The 18,166-nt window shown below is 43.0% G+C and carries 21 protein-coding genes; 10 read left to right on the top strand and 11 right to left on the bottom strand.

Going from position 1 to position 18,166, the window contains the following annotated elements; translation table 11 throughout:
- Positions 1–26 precede the first annotated feature (26 nt).
- The gene (locus K1X84_08905; protein MBX7151747.1) at positions 27–545 is read right to left on the bottom strand and encodes a biotin/lipoyl-binding protein; all 519 of its coding nucleotides are present in this window, start codon (positions 543–545) and stop codon (positions 27–29) included.
- 140 nt (positions 546–685) lie between these two features.
- Between K1X84_08905 and K1X84_08900 the strand changes: the two genes are divergently transcribed.
- Entirely contained in the window at positions 686–1,693 is a 1,008-nt protein-coding gene (locus K1X84_08900; protein MBX7151746.1) for an ROK family protein, read from the top strand.
- Positions 1,694–1,726: 33 nt separating this feature from the next.
- Here the strand turns inward: K1X84_08900 and K1X84_08895 are convergent, their stop codons facing one another.
- The 5 genes from K1X84_08895 to K1X84_08875 all read right to left on the bottom strand — a co-directional run bounded on the left by K1X84_08895 (position 1,727) and on the right by K1X84_08875 (position 4,763).
- Entirely contained in the window at positions 1,727–2,092 is a 366-nt protein-coding gene (locus K1X84_08895; GenBank protein MBX7151745.1) for a 6-carboxytetrahydropterin synthase, read from the bottom strand.
- 6 nt (positions 2,093–2,098) lie between these two features.
- On the bottom strand, positions 2,099–2,335 hold the full coding sequence (locus tag K1X84_08890; GenBank protein ID MBX7151744.1) for a hypothetical protein: 237 nt from the start codon (positions 2,333–2,335) through the stop codon (positions 2,099–2,101).
- Between the two features lie 68 nt (positions 2,336–2,403).
- Positions 2,404–3,390, bottom strand: coding sequence for a diguanylate cyclase (locus K1X84_08885; protein MBX7151743.1), 987 nt, complete (start codon positions 3,388–3,390; stop codon positions 2,404–2,406).
- Entirely contained in the window at positions 3,390–4,172 is a 783-nt protein-coding gene (locus tag K1X84_08880; protein MBX7151742.1) for a VWA domain-containing protein, read from the bottom strand. The genes K1X84_08885 and K1X84_08880 overlap by 1 nt, the downstream gene beginning before the upstream one ends.
- 150 nt (positions 4,173–4,322) lie before the next feature.
- Positions 4,323–4,763 carry a hypothetical protein gene (locus tag K1X84_08875; GenBank protein ID MBX7151741.1) on the bottom strand — a complete coding sequence of 147 codons (441 nt, stop codon included), beginning with the start codon at positions 4,761–4,763 and terminating at the stop codon, positions 4,323–4,325.
- A 140-nt stretch (positions 4,764–4,903) separates the two neighbouring features.
- Between K1X84_08875 and K1X84_08870 the strand changes: the two genes are divergently transcribed.
- Positions 4,904–5,278: a hypothetical protein gene (locus K1X84_08870; protein ID MBX7151740.1), complete on the top strand. Its 375-nt coding sequence runs from the start codon at positions 4,904–4,906 to the stop codon at positions 5,276–5,278.
- Positions 5,279–5,388: 110 nt separating this feature from the next.
- Entirely contained in the window at positions 5,389–7,644 is a 2,256-nt protein-coding gene (locus tag K1X84_08865) for a TonB-dependent receptor (protein MBX7151739.1), read from the top strand.
- Positions 7,645–7,702: 58 nt separating this feature from the next.
- On the opposite strand, the gene K1X84_08860 is transcribed toward K1X84_08865, so the two are convergent.
- Together K1X84_08860 and K1X84_08855 are read right to left on the bottom strand one after the other, a co-directional pair.
- Positions 7,703–8,212 carry a BON domain-containing protein gene (locus tag K1X84_08860; GenBank protein ID MBX7151738.1) on the bottom strand — a complete coding sequence of 170 codons (510 nt, stop codon included), beginning with the start codon at positions 8,210–8,212 and terminating at the stop codon, positions 7,703–7,705.
- 69 nt (positions 8,213–8,281) lie between these two features.
- Positions 8,282–9,379 (bottom strand): PEGA domain-containing protein, encoded by a 1,098-nt coding sequence (locus tag K1X84_08855; GenBank protein ID MBX7151737.1) that lies wholly within the window; start codon positions 9,377–9,379, stop codon positions 8,282–8,284.
- A 225-nt stretch (positions 9,380–9,604) separates the two neighbouring features.
- Here K1X84_08855 and K1X84_08850 point away from each other — a divergent pair, with 225 nt between their 5' ends.
- Positions 9,605–10,111 (top strand): hypothetical protein, encoded by a 507-nt coding sequence (locus K1X84_08850; protein ID MBX7151736.1) that lies wholly within the window; start codon positions 9,605–9,607, stop codon positions 10,109–10,111.
- Positions 10,112–10,166: 55 nt separating this feature from the next.
- Here K1X84_08850 and K1X84_08845 read toward each other — a convergent pair whose 3' ends face one another.
- The 3 genes from K1X84_08845 to K1X84_08835 all read right to left on the bottom strand — a co-directional run bounded on the left by K1X84_08845 (position 10,167) and on the right by K1X84_08835 (position 12,934).
- Positions 10,167–10,802 (bottom strand): MarC family protein, encoded by a 636-nt coding sequence (locus tag K1X84_08845; protein MBX7151735.1) that lies wholly within the window; start codon positions 10,800–10,802, stop codon positions 10,167–10,169.
- 50 nt (positions 10,803–10,852) lie between these two features.
- Positions 10,853–12,430 (bottom strand): GMC family oxidoreductase, encoded by a 1,578-nt coding sequence (locus K1X84_08840; protein MBX7151734.1) that lies wholly within the window; start codon positions 12,428–12,430, stop codon positions 10,853–10,855.
- 96 nt (positions 12,431–12,526) lie between these two features.
- Positions 12,527–12,934 (bottom strand): response regulator, encoded by a 408-nt coding sequence (locus tag K1X84_08835; protein ID MBX7151733.1) that lies wholly within the window; start codon positions 12,932–12,934, stop codon positions 12,527–12,529.
- A gap of 150 nt (positions 12,935–13,084) precedes the next feature.
- Here K1X84_08835 and K1X84_08830 point away from each other — a divergent pair, with 150 nt between their 5' ends.
- The 6 genes from K1X84_08830 to K1X84_08805 form a co-directional block, all read left to right on the top strand.
- Positions 13,085–13,636: a GNAT family N-acetyltransferase gene (locus tag K1X84_08830; protein MBX7151732.1), complete on the top strand. Its 552-nt coding sequence runs from the start codon at positions 13,085–13,087 to the stop codon at positions 13,634–13,636.
- Positions 13,637–13,852: 216 nt separating this feature from the next.
- Positions 13,853–14,464 (top strand): transporter, encoded by a 612-nt coding sequence (locus K1X84_08825; GenBank protein ID MBX7151731.1) that lies wholly within the window; start codon positions 13,853–13,855, stop codon positions 14,462–14,464.
- Between the two features lie 120 nt (positions 14,465–14,584).
- The gene (locus tag K1X84_08820; protein ID MBX7151730.1) at positions 14,585–15,670 is read left to right on the top strand and encodes a hypothetical protein; all 1,086 of its coding nucleotides are present in this window, start codon (positions 14,585–14,587) and stop codon (positions 15,668–15,670) included.
- Positions 15,671–15,691: 21 nt separating this feature from the next.
- The gene (locus K1X84_08815) at positions 15,692–16,129 is read left to right on the top strand and encodes a nuclear transport factor 2 family protein (protein MBX7151729.1); all 438 of its coding nucleotides are present in this window, start codon (positions 15,692–15,694) and stop codon (positions 16,127–16,129) included.
- A 7-nt stretch (positions 16,130–16,136) separates the two neighbouring features.
- Complete coding sequence (locus K1X84_08810) at positions 16,137–17,462, top strand: hypothetical protein (GenBank protein MBX7151728.1); 1,326 nt, start codon at positions 16,137–16,139, stop codon at positions 17,460–17,462.
- A 14-nt stretch (positions 17,463–17,476) separates the two neighbouring features.
- On the top strand, positions 17,477–18,166 hold a 690-nt coding region (locus K1X84_08805), incomplete at its 3' end, for a hypothetical protein (protein ID MBX7151727.1).

Here is an 18,166-nt window from a genome sequence, read left to right as displayed (position 1 = left end):
AGTCAATGTTTTTTTGCCGAAACGGGTCAATCTCCGATGGCAAACAGCGGCTGACCTTTTTCGACATTTTTTCCCGCAGAGACGATTAGTTTCTTGAGTATTCCTTCATGCGGCGCTTTGATTTCGTTTTCCATTTTCATCGCTTCCAGAATCAGAATACCTTGCCCGGCGGTAATGCGATCACCTTCTTTGACCATAATTTTGGTAACCAATCCCGGAATTGGCGCTTTGATTTCGCCGTCTGATTTGGTTTTTGAATTGCCAATCAACGACCGCATCAGATGCGTGCGTTCATCCTCGACAGTGAATTCGAACCGATGGCCGCGTATATAAACCGCGTGCTGATTTTTATTTTTGCTGACAATTGCCCGGTATGAATCGCGATTGACCAGCAATGAATACAACGCGCCTTTACCAACAGTCCTGAAATCAACATTAAAAGTTTCGGCATTCGGTTCCTTACCTATGCGAACCGATAATCCGTGGTCTGATTCGATGATCTCGATATCGTATTCTTTCGAAGCGGTAGCAATTTTGTACTTCATAGAAAACTGAAATGTCCCTTTTGGGTCGTGGTGAAAGTAAGACATTTTTTTAAAAAAGCAAAACAGAAACAATTGAAACTTGCTTCCTGCGCCATTCGTGTCTAAATTTGTTCGTCATCATTTTAACAAAACGCAGGCTCATGGCAACTATTCCAATCAAAACTACCTTAACCGAACAACCGGCCGTACGCGAATATACGATCGGCCTTGATCTGGGTGGAACGAATTTGAAGTATGGTATTATTTCCAACCTTGGTGAAATCGTTTACAAAAATCTGACTCCAGCTCAAACGTCGAAAGGCGGTCTCAAAGTCATCGAAGTGATGAAAGATGCTGTCGACGAATGTTTGATGTTTTCAAAAAAAGAAAGCTTTTCAATTAAAGCCATCGGCGCCGGTTGTCCGGGAACCATCGATTCGGTTAATGGCCGTTCTCTCGGTCCTGCACCGCACATTGTGGAATGGGAAGGAGTGGAAATAACAAAACCTTTGTCGGACATGGCCGGTGTGCCTGCATTTGCCGACAATGACGCCAATTTTATGGCTTATGGAGAAACAACCTGGGGCGCAGCGCGCGGATATCGACACGTTGTGGGATTGACTTTAGGAACGGGCGTCGGAGGCGGAATTATAATAGACGGATCCATCTATCACGGACATCGATTCAACGCAGCAGAACTCGGACACGTAGTGGTTGAAACCGATGGGCGTGCGTGTGCATGCGGTAATCATGGTTGTCTCGAAAAATACGTCGGGGCACACGCCATTGTCCGCGACGTGATCGATGCCATTGATCGCGGAAATTCATCGCGCATTATGGAACTGGTTCAATCCAAAAGCGACATCAATCCGGCATGGATATTCAAAGCGGCTGAACTCGGAGACGAATTGTGCAATCAAATCGTTGAGCAGATGATTAAATATCTTGGAGCAGGAATTTCAACGATGGTCAATGTGCTAAGTCCGGAAATAGTTGTCATCGGGGGCGGTGTATCGGATGCGGGTGATGAATTTATCAACAAAGTGCGGGATGAAACGCTCTCCCGTGTCATGAAACCGGTAAAACCTCACTTAAAAATTGTTCGGGCTAAATTAGGGAATGATGCCGGTATTATGGGAGCGGGAACATTTGCGATGAGAAAATTATAGAACACCTTTCGGCAAGCCGGGCATATAGTCGTTTTACTTTCGGTACGTTACCAAGAAATTTTCCGTCTCGGCGATCTGAACGTATTCCAACTGAATGCGGTCGAGTAATTGCGTTTCCAATCGCCCGTACAAGTATTCGGCAATTTTTTCAGACGTCGGATTGACGGTTTTAAAATACGGGTGATCGTTAAAAAAATTGTGATCGAATTCTTCGATCAATTTTCCAACAATCTTCTTGAGATCGGCGTAATCTATCGTCATCCCTCGTTCATCGGTAGTTTGGGCTGTCAGCCCGATTTTTAAAGTCCAGTTATTTCCGTGAATTCTCGCGCAGACACCCGGATAATCCCGCAGTGCATGTGCCGCTGAAAATTTTTCAACAATCTCAAGTTGATACATAAATTTTTATTCCGGTGAAAACGTTCTCAAAAATTGTAAAGCCGCCGGTACATTCTCAAAAACTATTAATTGAGAAAGCGCCGTATCGGAAAAATGAAACACAAAAACTTCATCATTTAATTCATAAACGGCCAAACGATGATTTAATTCCGTACGTTCTTCAATCAACGACGCATCAGGATTCGTTTTGAATACCTGAACGAAGATTTCCAGATTTTCATGAAGTAGGTCAATGTATTGCATGAGTAGATTGAAGAATTGAAAAGGAAGGCTAATTACTACGAAATTAAATTTTTAATTTCTTACTCGATCTATAAGTGGCTAGTGTCCAACTTATTTTTCATCGAATGTAATTCATGCGAGTAGATTACCACTTTATTTCGGCCGGTGTTTTTGGCCTCATATAACGCATCATCCGCGGCACGAACGAGTGAATCGTAATCCGCTGCATCGTCCGGATACTGGGCGACACCAACGCTGATATGAACATTAAAATCCATATCGTCGTAAGGCGAATAGAAGTACCGTTCTTGCAGGTCGGCGCGGATCCGGCTCATGACCATCGCGGCATCGCTGCCTTTGGTCATCGGCATGATGATCGCAAATTCTTCACCCCCATAGCGGCAAACAAAATCCTGGGTTCGCAACGATTTTCTCAGGTGTTGACCGATCGCACTCAAAACAAAATCACCGGCACGATGGCCATACGTATCGTTAAACGATTTGAAAAAATCGATGTCGATCATCACAAGTGACAATGGCTGTGTGTAGCGTTTGGTGCGATTGATTTCGATCGGCAAACGTTCATCAAAAAGGCGGCGGTTGTATACGGCAGTAAGCGCATCGATGTAGGTCAACTTCATAAAGTTGCGTGAAATCTGAATAGCGCGTTCAATCCGTACTTGCATTTCCTGTAAATCGAAAGGCTTGATCAAAAGCCCGTCGCCTCCGGCCCGAAAAACATTGATTTTAGTATCCAAGCTATTGATAGCCGTTAAGACAATAATCGGAATCAACATTGTACCGGGTTGCTGGCGAAGTTGGCGAATCATCTCCAAACCGTCCAACCCCGGCATGATCAGGTCGGTCAAAATCACATCCGGCTTCTCAGTCGTTGCAAGCTCCAATCCCTGTTCACCGGTTTTGCCCTCGTAAATTTCGAAATTACGTTTCCCCAAAAAATCAATGATCATGTTACGCACAGACGGATCGTCTTCAACTACGAGGATGCGCGGGCGGTAATCGCTTTCCGAATTGGGCTCTTGTTTGGTCTGTGTTTTTTTGTGTTTGTGTGACATCAGGATAAATTTTGCAAAAGTTTTCGTTTGGATTCGGTCAAAACGCCTTTTTGTTTGAGTTCATCCGTATACGCTTGCAACAATAAAGGATTGGACTCCTTGATGCTGACCGCTACAAGTAATTCCACTAAATCGTGTATGGCTTCAAGCCGGACGAATTTTCCGCCGGTTTTTTCGGCAAACCATTGGAAGTTATCAATCGTTTCGGCGACATTATTGCACAAAACTGTATACATTTTCACGCTTTTAGCGATCAGCTTATTGGTTTCTTCGCGGTAATCGCGACCGCTGGTACATTCGTCGAAGCTGTCCATGACGCCGTGAGGAGGTTTATCGCCGATCAGAATGATCGCCTTGCCCTTTGTGCCCTGAGTCCAATCAAGTTGATTGGCGTCATGCAATGCACATTCTACGGCTTCCGCGCCGCCGCCGCCCGCTCCGGGAGCTATCTCTGCCGATCTCAAAAACGAAATGATCATTTCTTCTTTGTCCGTAAAAGGCAAGGTTTTCGTCACATACGGACCTTGTTCATGATCTTTATAGGCAATAACCGAAATGCGCGCGTCCGGAACACGTTTGCGAATTTCCCGTACAATGAGCTGAATATGCATCTGCACTTCCGACAAATAAGTGTCCATGCTTCCGGTCGTATCAAACATAAATACGATTTCGAGCGGAACGCCTTGCCGCACTTTATCGAGTACCGGTTTAGAAAGCGTTTTATGTTCGGCAATTTTCTTAAGCAAAGCTTCTTTTTGCCGCTTGATCAGATCGCCGCTCATGCAAAACCCTTATGCAATTCTACTTAGACGAGGCAAAAAAAGGTATGGTTGTCTGGAATATATGGTAAAATCAATACGGAGACAACAAAAAGTTTATCAAACCGCCAAAATGTAGGCTCAACTGATAAACCGTAAAATAGCTGGATTTATCTACTTTTTATTACGTAGTAATCTGGGATATAAAAGGCTGTTGGCTATCGCTACCAAGGCAAAAACAATTATGCTATCGATAATATTGTAGAAATAAAACATTTTCGTATGGCTGTAATGATTCATGTAAATAGCACTCACGCTTGCGAAAAAAAGCCATGTCATTGAAAATATTTTCAGGCTTTTTGTCATCCAACTACCGCTAATAACCGGATGCATCCTGTCAAAAATCAAAACACAACTCAGCCACATCATAAAATTATAAAAATAGGATGTAATCCAATCGGACGTAGTAAAATTAGTATTAAAATAAGACGGATTGCCCGCCATCGTACCCATCAAACCATCAAAAACAAATAACATTTCCAACGGCATTCCGACAACATATCGAATCACGTTTAATACAACGACTAACAAAATGAATCTTAAAAAATACTGCATTTTCATTTTCCGGCTTCTATATATAAAAGAATATTATTTCATGAAGATAAAAGAAAACCGGCATAAGTCAAGAATTTCTACAGTCGAAATTAATTGCAGAAGACGTTTTTTTATTGTATTGTTCCTGACACTTCAGACCTATGAAAATTCGTTACTACATCCTATTTTTAACCGTTTCTATACTTTTTTTTAGCAGCCACCCGTACGCTTTTTACATGTTGTTTTCATCGTCCTTTCGTGTAACGCTGTATCTTGACACTGTCGATCATGATGAAGATTTATTTATTTATCAGGATAGACAGAATGCCGACTCTTTTCCGATTCATCAGGAAGAGAGCAAAAAAGAATCGGGTCAAAAAGCTAAATCGATGAAACGAAAGATCAGTTTTTTTTATATCCCATCCTTCAAATTATCCGAACGACCGATAGTTATTGAACTTATTCCTCCGCGTAATCCTATTGAAAGCGAACCCTTTACGTTTCATATCTTTCATCCCCCAAATATTCCTTCCTGACATTTTTCTACAAAAAACTGTGCTCTCATGAATCTTGAATATTATCCATTTCAGGTTCTCTGAGCATACCTGCACATTATTTTAAACGATACTACAGGAGTATTATTGGTATGAACCGATTTATATTACTGCTGCTGGTTGTGTTTGTACCGTCGGTTTTTTCTCAGCATAGTGTACGGGGAAAAATTACCGATCAAAGTACGCGCGATCCGCTCGACAGGGTTATTGTTTATATACCCGATTTACAAAAAGGTACCATGACGGCCGATGACGGAAGCTTTACGATTGAAAAATTACCGGCCGGCCGCTTTCAAATGCAATGTTCCCGGCTTGGTTATCGCACGGCAACGATCAGTATTTCAACGGACAGTGAAACAGAATTAGCTATCGAATTAATGCCCTCGCCGATCAAAGCCGATGATATTATTATCACAGCGCCCTACACTGCGGTCTCCGAAAAAACCACGTACCCGGTTGCCAGCCTCAATAAAGAATCAATCGATCGTGGTGGCGCACTGACATTGACAGAATCGATGAAGCAGATTCCCGGCATCGATCAATTATCTACCGGTTCCGGTATCGCTCAACCGGTCATTCGTGGATTACATGGCAACCGTGTGCTGACCATGATCAACGGTTTTCGTTTTGATAATCAGCAATGGCAAGACGAGCACGGGCTTGGATTATCCGACGTCGGTATCGACAAGCTCGAGATTATCAAAGGGCCCGCTTCCCTTTTATACGGATCGGATGCGATGGGCGGTGTGATTCACGTCATCGATGAAAAACCGGCATTGATTGGCCAACGCGAAAGTGATATGGGGTTTAAATTCTTGGGAAATACTTACGGTATCGTCACCGACTACGGTATCAAACAATCCATGGACGACCATTATTGGAAATTGCGCGCGGGGTTTCAGTCCCATGCCGATTACATTGACGGCCATTCAAAACGTGTTCCCAATTCCCGGTTACTCGGCGGCGATTTGAAAACCGAATACGGCTGGAACCGGCCGAATCTTATCGGTAACTTACGGTATGATTTTTCATATTATGCATTCGGTATCGTCGAAAATGAAGAAGGCAAAAAAGAAGAGGAAGAACGCCCTTTTGCCCGGGGCGCGGAAGAAGCGCACCATGGCGTCAATTATCATTTACTGACTTTGCAAAATACTTTTTTCAAAGGATCATCCAAATGGATGATTGACGCCGGCATTCATTTGAATAACCGTAAAGAAATCGAAGGCGAAGAAGAAAAAGATATCGGCGACCTGGATATGCAATTGCTCACGTATGCTCTTACCGTCAAATACGAACGGCCATGGTCATCGAACAGTATAATGACGCTGGGCGCTGCTGGAACTTTATCATCTAACAGCAATAATGGAAAACGCGTGATCATTCCCGATGCGTCAACGCAAGAGTTTTCCGGATTTGCCTATTTAAAACATCAATGGGATCATTTTCTTATTGAAGAAGGTGTCCGCGCCAATGCCTATCATTTGAGTACCGATCAACGCGGTGAAATCGACTCGATGGGATATTTTTCCAAAACATCGAAAAATTATTCGACGATCAACGGCGCTCTCGGATTGGCCTACCAGCCTGCAGAATCATTCACTATCAAAACCAACTTCAGTAGCGGCTACCGGGCACCAAATCTGGCCGAACTGATGTCCAACGGACTTCATGAAGGTACACTTCACTACGAAGTCGGCGATTCAAAATTGAAGAGTGAGCAAAATTTTGAAGGTGATCTCGGATTGATTTACCGTTCCGAATCATGGTCTTTTGACGTATCGGGATTTTATAACCGCGTAAAAGATTTTATCTATCTTTCACCGAGCAATGACACGACCGCTCAAGGTTACCGGAAATATTATTTCCTTCAATCCGACGCGACGCTTAAAGGCGGTGAAGCGGTCGTCGAATGGTCGCCGGTTTCATTGCGCCGCCTGACACTACACAGTGCTTATGCCGTGGTCATTGCCAAACGGAGCGGCGATTATATTCCTTTAATGCCTGCCGACAAATGGACATCATCGGCTCTTATTCGTTTTTCCAAATGGAGTTTCCTGAAAGAAAGCTTCGGCAAAGTGGAATTAGTCAAAGCATTCAGACAATCCCGTGAAGCCGATTCTGAAAATGAAACGCCGGGATACCATTTAGTCAATCTGTCTGTTGGCGGAAAAGTGCGCTTCATTGGCCATGACACTGAAGTCACTCTGGGATGCAACAACCTGCTGAGTGAGAACTATTACGATCATCTTTCACGAATTAAACCGGGTTCGTTCAACGATCCTGCAGTGGGCTTCAATAATCCCGGACGAAATATTTATTTTAACTTACGCATGACGCTCCAGTAAAAAGCAAAAGGGCTGTCATCATCGACAGCCCTTTTTTTATCCTGAGAATGAAAAAATTTTATTCTTTTACAGTTAATGCATTCTCCACGGAGACAGTGTTAGTATTCCAAAATGCCAAAAATTCAGCACGTTCCTTTTCGATTTCTGTCGTCACTGTTCCCGCAAGAATCAACTTATTATTTTGAATGATTACATGAACGGGCCTTTCGGCGTCGTACAAACGATATTTAAACATTGGATCTTTATAAATAGCCGCTATAGCTCCATTGGCTATACGATCCGATCCGTAAGCCAGGGCGATATCATTCTGAACGTTTTTAACACCCTCTACTGATTTTACAATTTTTGCAATTTTATTAGCCGCCCACAGCGTCGTCGTCCATCCCGACAAAGCTACTTGCCCATCTTTGACGTCGGCTTTGACATAATCGCGGACACCGTAAAACAAGCAAAGATTGATCTTATTCTGAATGGTTTCGCGGAGCATCTCGTCCGATACGCCGTTTTCAGATTGAGCAAAAACCGGCATAGTCAAAATTATGACCAACATGCTTTTTAAAACGTTCATAAACGTCCCTCCTTAAAATTAAATGATGTTCAATGCTTAGACTACCGAATGCCTTATAAAGTTAAATCTCTAAAATTTCCAGCTGACAGCTAATTGTACCGGCTGGTTTTTATCGGCGGGGATAATACCGATTTGCAGTTCTTTTTTCAATTTCTGATTATAGGCTTTTACAATCCGTTGCGAGTCAATGTAATCGTAAATCCATCCGGCAATTATAACTAAAGGTATGATCGCAGCGTTCTCTTTATCCGTACGTTGGCCTGAAGTAAATACGGTAACTAAGGTTGTTCCCAATATCAAACCCCCGCGTATGGGAGCGCCGGCATAAAAATGGCCGCCGCCATAAGGACCCGACACCAACGACCACACCATCGCCGCACCGGGTGATTTCTTTTTGAAATCGTACAGTTCGTAACGTTGCGTGAGATCATTAGAAGACGTCTTGCTTTTCAATAGTTGTGCGTTGACGATCAGACGCTCGCCTTTTTTCGGTTTCACTTCCTGGAACCAGTCCTGGTACTCGGATGCCTGCAATGTGATCTTAACTTTACGATCGTTGTCGAGAATTAATGTCAGCGGCGTGCTGCCTTTTGGTTTGTCATTAAGAAGTACGCTGGCCCCGGCTGGGTCGGAAGTCACATAAAGTGAATATTCCTGATCGGAAGCTATGACCTGTTCACCGCCAATCAGGCGCCGTGAAATTTTGATCATGCTGGCATCCAGGTCTTCAATGGCGCCGACGTGGCTCTCATTTTCTATTTTCTCGATTTTGCCGGTTTCAATATCAACCATTTGTAAATTGATAATATATTTTTTCCCTAGTGTTCCAATCGAGCCGTAAATCATTTTTTGTACGCCGAGCAATTTACCGACTTCCACGGCACATTCTTTTCCGGAACAATTTTCCGATAAAATAAAATCCTGTTCTTTTAAAATGGTCGCCATATTGTTCCGATCAAGAATCTGGTACGATTCCGATTTCAAAAATTCTTGCCGAACAATATTGGATAAAACGCCGGAAATACTTTGTTGTAAATCGCTGGAAACAGTCAAATCAAGAAGCGCAACCGAAATTTTTTTTTGAGCAAACGATGAAGATATCAGTGACGAAAGGATTATAAACACGCAACTCATTTTTAAAAAGACTCGTACGAAATTACCGAACATAAAACCCTCCATGTTGAAAACTTTTCATATCGGCTAAAAGCCACCCTTTATGGTAGTTTATGTTTTTATTTTAATAAAACACTGTGAATAAACAACCCTTTATGGTAGTCTGTTTTGAGAAATCATGTATTATCTTTTACTTAGAGAAATACTTCTGCGTAGAAAATATCACGTGTAGTTTAGAAAATATCACAATTTTAAATTCTTATCCAAAAAGGTATCCAAATGAAAGGTTTATTTGCAGCTGCAGTTTTTTTTCTATTATTAGATAATCAAGTTCAATCGCAAATTACTTTTGGTCTGGGTCCAAGGATTGGTTGGGAACAAAAACCAAAAGCTATTCTTATAGGAGGCCAGGTAAACGTCAAAATTCATTCGATTATTTTGACTCCTTCCTATGAAACTTTTTCAGAAAAAAGCATTCGGAATCATAAAATGAATTTTGATCTACTGTACTCATTCTTTTCAACACCTAAAATGCAACTCTACTCGGGATGCGGCTTGGCGTCACAATTTAACGACGCTGACATCATAGTATCGCTCGTACGCAAATCCAAAATTCACACCGGTTTTAATCTGCTCATCGGCACTCAGACGCAAATAAAACGCTGGAATATATTCGGAAATATACGATATACAATTATCAAACAATCTGATTACTTTGATGGAAGCTCGAAATCTGCCAACTCGTTAGGCTTAGTTTTAGGCACTAATTTCAACTTCACAAAGTGAATTAACAGGAACGAAAGAATTATACATGCTTTTCTTTATCACTGTTTAATTCGAATTATTTTTCCAATATACCTCTCACAATCGGTCGTAGCCCGGCAAAGAAAAATTCAACAGCGATCACCATAATAATCAATCCCATCAGACGCATCATGATTTTATTGCCGGTATCCCCGAGCATTTTGATAAATTTTCCAGCCCAGATCAGACCAATAAGCGTAATCAGCATGACTAATAAAATCATGGTAATCAAAACGATTTTAAGCTGGATTGAATGCGCGTCCTGCATGAGAACAATTGCGTTGGTAATCGCCCCGGGACCGCAGATCATAGGAATGGCGAGCGGCGTAATCGAAATATCTTTGACGTAGGTACGAACGGATTCTTCATCGATCTCGACCCGGCTCAGTCGTGCCTGAAGCATTTCATAGCCCATCATAAAAAAAATGATGCCGCCAACGATACGAAAACTATCGACGGAAATACCAAAAAATTTGAATAGCAGTTGCCCGGAAAGCGCAAAAATCATGAGCGTAACGAACGCTACCAATACAGCACGCTCTGCCGTTTTGCGGCGATGCCGTTCATCAAGTTCCGACGTCATGGTCATAAAAACCGGCATCACGCCAAGAGGATTCATTACGCTGAAAAATGACGTGAAACACAGCAGGGCAAAAGCGATTGATTCATTCATAACTTTTTGAACAAATATTTTAGAATTATATCACCAATCTTAACAGATTTTTAATTGGCAATTAACGATTGAAAATCTGGAATTTTGCTCATCGCTCGTTCGCTCAAAGCCGTGATGGTAAGCGAGGGATTTACTCCCGGATTAGCCGAGATCATCGAGCCATCACAAATGAGCATGTTTTCATATCCGAATACACGATTATTGTTGTCAATCACACCTTCGGATGTATCTTTTCCCATAACGCATCCGCCTAGAATGTGCGCCGTTGTCGGAATCCCCAAAACCGTTTCCGTCAATAACGCCGTCGATTTACCGTTGGCCTGAAAAGCAAACTGATCGGCCAATTGCTTCGCTTCAGGAATAAATGCCGTCGGGCTTTTGCCTTTTTCGAGCGACGACTTCATGCCAAATAATCCTTTCGAAAAACGCAGCGTCGAATTGATCGTCTGCATGAACAACAAAATCTGGGTTTTTTTCGCCCAATCCGAAACAAAATATGCCCGGCTATTTTTTACTGGATGCAATACAATATCAACGAACGCTTTGGCCACGCGCACCAGTGCATTCGAACCATGCGCAACCGGTGACATCAGAATGCGCCAGAAACCCGATCCCGCCGGATAGCGCACAGGTTCGAGATGGCTGTGTTCATCCGTGTGCAAAATCGATCCGATCGCAATGCCGTCAGAAAACACGGTGTTTTTGTCAAAAGTTGTTACACCAAGCAAACTTTCCGAATTAGTGCGAATGTGCGAACCGACTTTATCTGACAAACGGGACAACGATTGTTTCTTTAATTTCAGCAATAATTTCACCGTACCCAATACTCCGCCTGCAAAAACAATTCCTTTTGTTGACCACTGTCCTTTGCCGCCAAATAGTTTCGTCGACGTTTTCCAGTAAACGGTGTACCCTTCGCTGCCGTCGTTTTTGCCGATCGGCCGTACGTCGTACACTTCCGATTCCGGTTGAATTTTTGCACCGCGCTGTTCGGCAAGATAGAGATAATTTTTGTCGAGAGTATTTTTTGAATTATGACGGCATCCGACCATACAGCCGCCGCAAAAACAGCATCCGGTGCGTTCCGGGCCACGCCCTTCAAAATAGGGATCGGGTTTGGTAACCCCTGGTTCACCAAAATAAACGGCTACATGGGTCGCTTCAAAATGTTCTTCTTTTCCGAGAGTTTGAGCAATGTTTTGCAAAACACGGTCGCCGCTTTCCAGACGGGGATTGCGTGTTGCGCCCAGCATCTTCAACGCCGTTTCATAAAACGGTTTGAGTTCGTTTTCCCAATCTGCTAAATGCGCCCAGGTTTCGGCTTCAAAAAATTTTCGTTTTGGTACGGGTAACGTATTCGCATAAACGAGTGAGCCGCCGCCGACGCCTGTCCCCGATAAAATGGTAATATGCCGGAAAAAAGTCAATTTGAAGAATCCGAAAAACCGCAACCTCGGCAACCACAACCATTTTTTCAAGTTCCAGTTCGATCGTGGAAAATCCGTCGCGGTTAATCGTTTACCTTTTTCAAGGACCAGAACTTTATACCCTTTTTCGGATAACCGTAGAGCAGAAACTGAGCCGCCGAAACCGCTGCCGATAATAATGTAGTCGTAATCGAAAACCATTTTTATTTAATGACTAATGTGTGATGAATTAATGAATAATAATCGTAAAATGCCATTGAACTTATTATTCATGCCTCATTTGTTCATCAATCATTGTTAATTGGCTTTGAGGTATTTATTGCGGATACGTTCGAGAGTCACGAAGTCGAGGGGTTTGAGGATATAATCCGTCACTTCATTGTACGATTTGGCGCGCTGCATATCGATTTCATACGCTGATGACGATTGCATGAAGATCAGGATTTTTTTATTGAGTTGAGGAACGATTTTTTTATAGGCCTCCAGAAATTGCCAGCCATCCATGACGGGCATATTGATATCGAGAAAAATAATATCCGGCAGGATGGACGGATTATCTTTCAGCGCGGTCTCGAAAAAATCAATCGCATCTTTGCCGTTAGTGCAGACACGGATGCTGTCGGCAAAATCCAGCGCGTTGATGATTTCTTTGGCAATGCGATTCGTCATCGCATCATCTTCGATGAGCAGTACGGAATGAGACATGTTGAATATTGAGTATAGGTCTGAAAAGCGGACTAAAGTTAGCGAGAACCAAAGCCGTTTGCAAGAAAAAAATCCCCGTTTTTCCCGTTGAAATAAGCCAAAAATTCATCGACATTTCGATAACACTATCGAATATCTTAAGGAAATCCTATGCTTGCAATGCCGATTGAAAATGGATTGAAACTGACCATGCTTGAGAAACGCCATGCGCCGGCGTTTTATGAATTACTTGAAAAAAACCGCGATTACTTCGGGGAATTTCTGGCTTTTCCTCACACCATGTATTCCGTCGCCGAAGCCGGTGAACTGATCCAGAAATATGTCGATTTCTATGCGAAAAATCTCGGCTGGTTTAACGGTATCTGGGACGGAAAGCAACTCATCGGAGTAATTCTGGTGAAAGACATTCAGGAAAATATCTATTCCGCTGAAATCGGCTATTTCATCGATCAACGTTATCAAGGCAGAGGCATCATCACCGGTCTTACAAAAAAACTGATCGCTTATCTTTTCGAAGATATGGGAATGAACAAAATCGTCATCAATTGCGGCATCAATAATTATCGCAGCCAAGCTATTCCCAAAAAACTGGGATTCAAACAAGACGGAATCATCCGCCAAAATTACAGAATCGGTGAAAAGTTGGATGATACGGTGCAATTTAGTCTGTTGCGATCGGAGTATTTACAGAAAAAACCCTGACACTTCATCTAAAAATATCTTTTGTAGTCATCCAAACTATCTTTCAATCCTGGTTCCTGAATTTACTTTCAGCACTATAAAGAAATTGATCCCAAATTTTACAGGGTTTCGGATCGTGAGGATGTGTTCGATTAAAGCCAACAATTATGAATTTTCGTTATTCTTTATCTTGGAGAAACCATTAAAATAAAGTTCCAATAAAACCTGAGGAGTTCTATGAAATCAATATTCTTATTTATCGGCTCATTAATGCTAAGCGGATGCTATGCTTACTCGTCTTTTCAAACTGCGAAAACCGTCGAAAAAGGTAAGTGGCAAGGTACAGCCAGCTATTCGTCTAATTCTTTTTCAAACAGCGGTGGAAGTCATCTAATCAATGGTACGATTGAAGCGCAACTACGAACGGGTTTGAGCGAAAAAAGCGATATCGGGCTCCGTTACGCCTACATCGATATCGACAATGATTCTAAGGATTATGGAATGATTGCGATCGAACCTAAATTCATGCTCGTCAAAGATCGGTTTTCTTTAATAGCGCCATTGGGAATGTACGTAGGACAACATGTGAATGAAGATGAAAGTTTTCACTTCAGCCCCGGCTTTATCGCCACTTATCCGTTTAATAAAAATTTCGATGCATCTGTGTCGTCACGTTATATGATTTTCTTCGACTCCGATTCGGATAATCTTGTTGCTTTAAATCTTGGTTTTGGCGTTAGTACCGATATTGATAAATGGGCTATTCGCCCGGAAGTCGGATATTTGTTCAATCCCGGAAATGACGGTCATTATTTTCAATGGGGAATCGGTCTATCGTTTAATCCGTAAATATATATCTCAGCTAAAGCGTGTACCGCTCACCGATTCTAATAGCCGCTTATCGAAAAAATTGCTCCTTGTCTTTTTTTTGCGCGTATGTTGATACGCAAAAAAACAAGGAGCTTTTTTATGAAATTCGCCATCTTGCTTATCTTATTGGCTTCTTCGGCATTTCCTCAAATGTCGGATAGCTCCGTTGATTTCCAAGTTCTTCACCGAAAAATCAATGAACTACCGTTCGGCCCTTACTCACTGGGTCTTACAATGACTGATTCAATGATCATATGGTTTCCTTCCGCAACCAACCGTTCATCGGAAAAAATAACTCTCGGAGATTATTTTCGTTTGATTCCACGGACAGAATTGTCCGAAATGCGACCGTGGTTATCGGTTTTGATGACCGGTAAAGATGATCTGGATAGCCTCACCGCTTCGCGGATACTGGCCTTACCTATGATGGCCGCTCGCACATCGCAACCCGTAAACACAAAACAACCGTTGATCGTATGGGGAGCGCGTCACGATGTTTATCTTTATCAGCCGTTGCTCTGTGAATTCCTGGCATCACATGGTTACGTCGTCATTTTTCCAACCGTCAGCTTTCCATGGCCCTGGAAAATTCCGAAAGACGAGCGGGTACAATCGCTCCAAAAATTAATGCATAGCTGGTTCAGGGAATTACAAAAAGCTAAAGCCTTACCTTATGTCGATTCGTCACGAATAGGAGTTCTGGCGTGGAGTTATGCTGGCGAATCTTCGGAATGGATACAAACAACCGATCCGAACGTCAATGCTGTAATCAGCCTCAGCTCCAACACTCTTGACGACGGCATTTATTTCGGACCCACAACCCGAGGAAACAGGAAAATAGATCGTCTGAATGTACCCTACGTTTTAATGAGTGAACGTATTAAAACTAATGGAAGTATTCAAAAGATACCGGCGCTCATGGATTCTCTTCCGGCGCAAAATTTTTTTGTGTTTTATGATTCGTTATCCCACGGAAATTTCAATTTTCTTGAAGGGTATTTGCCGGCAATAGCCGGTCTGGAATCCGTACAACCCTGGTCCCGCAAAGGTGACGATGCGATCAACGGATATATCGACGTATTAAAATTAACTCTTTATTTTTTTGATGCTTTAGTCAAGCAAAAGCATCAAAAAATTGACGAGCCTGATCATAATCATAAAATCCGAATAATAACTTTTAATTAAATTTGCTTAACAAAGAGGTTTATGAAAGCGTTACTTACATTTTTCTTATTCATGGCCTTGCCATTGTATTCACAAAACAAAATCGCTGACGAATTGATAGAGATGGAACTTCGTCGAAGTAAAGTCATTGCAGCGCATGATTCCGTGACGCTTGACCAAATGTATGCCGACGATTTTACCGGTGTCACAGCTATTGGTTTTGTGGTGACCAAAAAAGATTTGATGAATCTTTTCAGAAGGGATAATCCTGATGTCGTCTTCACCAATGACCGCCATACAGCTACGGTCATCTGCAGCGAAGCAGCAACCCTTTCAGGAAGGCTAACGGCGCGAGATAAAAATGGCAAAGTAATTTCTCAATCCCTGTATATCCACGTCTTGGTTAAAAGAAACGGGCGTTGGCAGATTCTTAAAGGACAAGGAACAGCTATTCCTGCGGAAAACATTAAACCTAATTGAGGATGACATGAAATTTTTAAAAACTGTACTTTTTTCAATTAGTGTTGTCTGGTTCGCATGCAAACCTGAAGCATCTACTCCCTATCTGACTGCAGCGAAAGAAGCTGCTCAGTGGATTCGTTCCACTGAACGTAACGGCATCTGGCCTGACGCCGAAGGCGACAGCGTTGCAAGTTACGATATCGGCAGCGGCATAGCCGGAAAGACGGTTTTTTTCGCGGAGCTTTATTTACGCACGGGCGATGAATCATACCGACGCGATGCGCGCAAAGGCGCCGATTATATTCTTTCGCAGATTCCGCCGGTTTTGAAAGATTCTTTTCCTCCGCAAAGCGGATTCTATAATGGTATTGGTGGAGCCGGATTTATTCTCCACGAAATGTTTAAAATCACCGGTGAGAAAAAATACGACGACGGCGCCCGGCAATGTATTCAATTAATTCTCAAGAGCGCCAAGCGCCATAACGGCCGTGCATCGTGGTCAGCATTTAATGATCTGTTGTTTGGCGACGCCGGTACAGGATTATTCCTGATGTACGCCTATTCAGAAATGAACGATCAACCATCTTTGGAATTAGCCAAAGAAATCAGTAAGAATCTTCTCGACAGCGCTCAACATGAACCGATAGGACTTAACTGGAAATTCCGGAAAGGCGCACCGTTTATTTTGCCTAATTTTTCTCACGGCACGGCCGGCATCAGTTATTTTTTCCTTTCTCTTTATAGTCTCACCAAAGACGAACGTTATTTGAAAACGGCTTTGGAAGGCACGGCCTATATGCAGTCCATTGCGAAAACAGACGACGGAATTTTTCTAGTGCCGTATGGCTGGCCTAACCCTGCATGGAAAGATTTATACGAAACCGGATGGGCGCACGGCGCAGCAGGTACTGCTCGTTTGTTTTACCGTCTATCCATCGTGACCGGCGATAAAACCTGGATGGAGCGCGTGAAGGCTTGCGGCGATGGAATTCGGGCGTCAGGAATTCCGGGCGCACCAGCGGCTGGTTTCTCAACAACGACCGACGACATGCGTTTTGGCCTCGCGAGCGTCACCGATTTCTTCTCGTTCAAATTTTCGGTTTCACGCGATTCTGCCGACATTCATTTTGCAAAACAAATTGCCGACACGCTGCTTTCGCGTTCCGTCATCGACGATAACGGCCGAAGATGGATCATGCCTGCATTCCCGTTTTTGTCAAAATCCGATACACCCAAATTTCCCACCGGTTATTTTTATGGCGCGGCAGGTTACGGCCTGATGCTTTTGCATCTCGATGCCGCTATGACCGGACGATCGCCGGCCATCCGATTTCCTGATAATCCATTTTAATCAAAGGAGTTGACATGAAATTTTTGATAATCATTTTGTGGTCTGCATTGAATCTAAATGCTGCCGACTCGGCATACGTTACGATCACATTCAAAAGTACCGACACAGTAACTGTCACGGCGGACTGGTACGACAATAAAAAAAGCGGAGGCCCGGTATTTTTATTGCTTCATCGCTCGGCCTCCAGCCGGGGAGAATACCGATCAATTGCGACGGAATTAGTGAAACTTGGTTTTAGTTGTCTCGCCGTCGATCTGCGCTGGGGCTTAAAAGACCGAACTACGTCGGTGATGAATCACACGGCATTGCGCTACGGTACGGATAAAGTCATCGAAGAATTCCAGAAAACCCAAAAACGTGAAACGATTGACTATACAATAACGGAATCCCGAAAAGATATTGAAGCGCCCATTCAATGGGTACGCTCGAAGTATCCTGACAATAAAATATGGATTTGGGGTTCTTCCATCACGGCGATGCACGAATTTGAAATGGCGTTGAAATTCCCTGCCATTCAAGGAGTGATTGCTTTTTCACCGGGTGAGTACGAACCAAATGACACAACAATTGTTCAACGCTGGGCTTCACAGATAACGCAACCGTGCCTGATCGTTTGCGGCACTCAAGAAGTTGATCTATCCAAACCTATTTTCGACGCTATCACGCATCGCAACAAACAATTTTGTCACTCCGCCAAAGGATCG

Source organism: bacterium (genome assembly GCA_019695335.1).
GTDB lineage: Bacteria > CLD3 > CLD3 > SB21 > SB21 > JABWBZ01.
Note: the sequence above shows the minus strand (reverse complement) of the source record. Positions and strands in the feature narration are given on the sequence as shown.

Coding starts and splice junctions, on each gene's coding strand:
- K1X84_08825 (MBX7151731.1), top strand. CDS start 13,853: ATGAAATCAATATTCTTATTTATCGGCTCATTAATGCTAAGCGGATGC.
- K1X84_08865 (MBX7151739.1), top strand. CDS start 5,389: ATGAACCGATTTATATTACTGCTGCTGGTTGTGTTTGTACCGTCGGTT.
- K1X84_08835 (MBX7151733.1), bottom strand. CDS start 12,934: ATGTCTCATTCCGTACTGCTCATCGAAGATGATGCGATGACGAATCGC.
- K1X84_08830 (MBX7151732.1), top strand. CDS start 13,085: ATGCTTGCAATGCCGATTGAAAATGGATTGAAACTGACCATGCTTGAG.
- K1X84_08815 (MBX7151729.1), top strand. CDS start 15,692: ATGAAAGCGTTACTTACATTTTTCTTATTCATGGCCTTGCCATTGTAT.
- K1X84_08845 (MBX7151735.1), bottom strand. CDS start 10,802: ATGAATGAATCAATCGCTTTTGCCCTGCTGTGTTTCACGTCATTTTTC.
- K1X84_08820 (MBX7151730.1), top strand. CDS start 14,585: ATGAAATTCGCCATCTTGCTTATCTTATTGGCTTCTTCGGCATTTCCT.
- K1X84_08860 (MBX7151738.1), bottom strand. CDS start 8,212: ATGAACGTTTTAAAAAGCATGTTGGTCATAATTTTGACTATGCCGGTT.
- K1X84_08895 (MBX7151745.1), bottom strand. CDS start 2,092: ATGTATCAACTTGAGATTGTTGAAAAATTTTCAGCGGCACATGCACTG.
- K1X84_08900 (MBX7151746.1), top strand. CDS start 686: ATGGCAACTATTCCAATCAAAACTACCTTAACCGAACAACCGGCCGTA.
- K1X84_08880 (MBX7151742.1), bottom strand. CDS start 4,172: ATGAGCGGCGATCTGATCAAGCGGCAAAAAGAAGCTTTGCTTAAGAAA.
- K1X84_08890 (MBX7151744.1), bottom strand. CDS start 2,335: ATGCAATACATTGACCTACTTCATGAAAATCTGGAAATCTTCGTTCAG.
- K1X84_08870 (MBX7151740.1), top strand. CDS start 4,904: ATGAAAATTCGTTACTACATCCTATTTTTAACCGTTTCTATACTTTTT.
- K1X84_08855 (MBX7151737.1), bottom strand. CDS start 9,379: ATGTTCGGTAATTTCGTACGAGTCTTTTTAAAAATGAGTTGCGTGTTT.
- K1X84_08810 (MBX7151728.1), top strand. CDS start 16,137: ATGAAATTTTTAAAAACTGTACTTTTTTCAATTAGTGTTGTCTGGTTC.
- K1X84_08885 (MBX7151743.1), bottom strand. CDS start 3,390: ATGTCACACAAACACAAAAAAACACAGACCAAACAAGAGCCCAATTCG.
- K1X84_08875 (MBX7151741.1), bottom strand. CDS start 4,763: ATGCAGTATTTTTTAAGATTCATTTTGTTAGTCGTTGTATTAAACGTG.
- K1X84_08840 (MBX7151734.1), bottom strand. CDS start 12,430: ATGGTTTTCGATTACGACTACATTATTATCGGCAGCGGTTTCGGCGGC.
- K1X84_08905 (MBX7151747.1), bottom strand. CDS start 545: ATGAAGTACAAAATTGCTACCGCTTCGAAAGAATACGATATCGAGATC.
- K1X84_08850 (MBX7151736.1), top strand. CDS start 9,605: ATGAAAGGTTTATTTGCAGCTGCAGTTTTTTTTCTATTATTAGATAAT.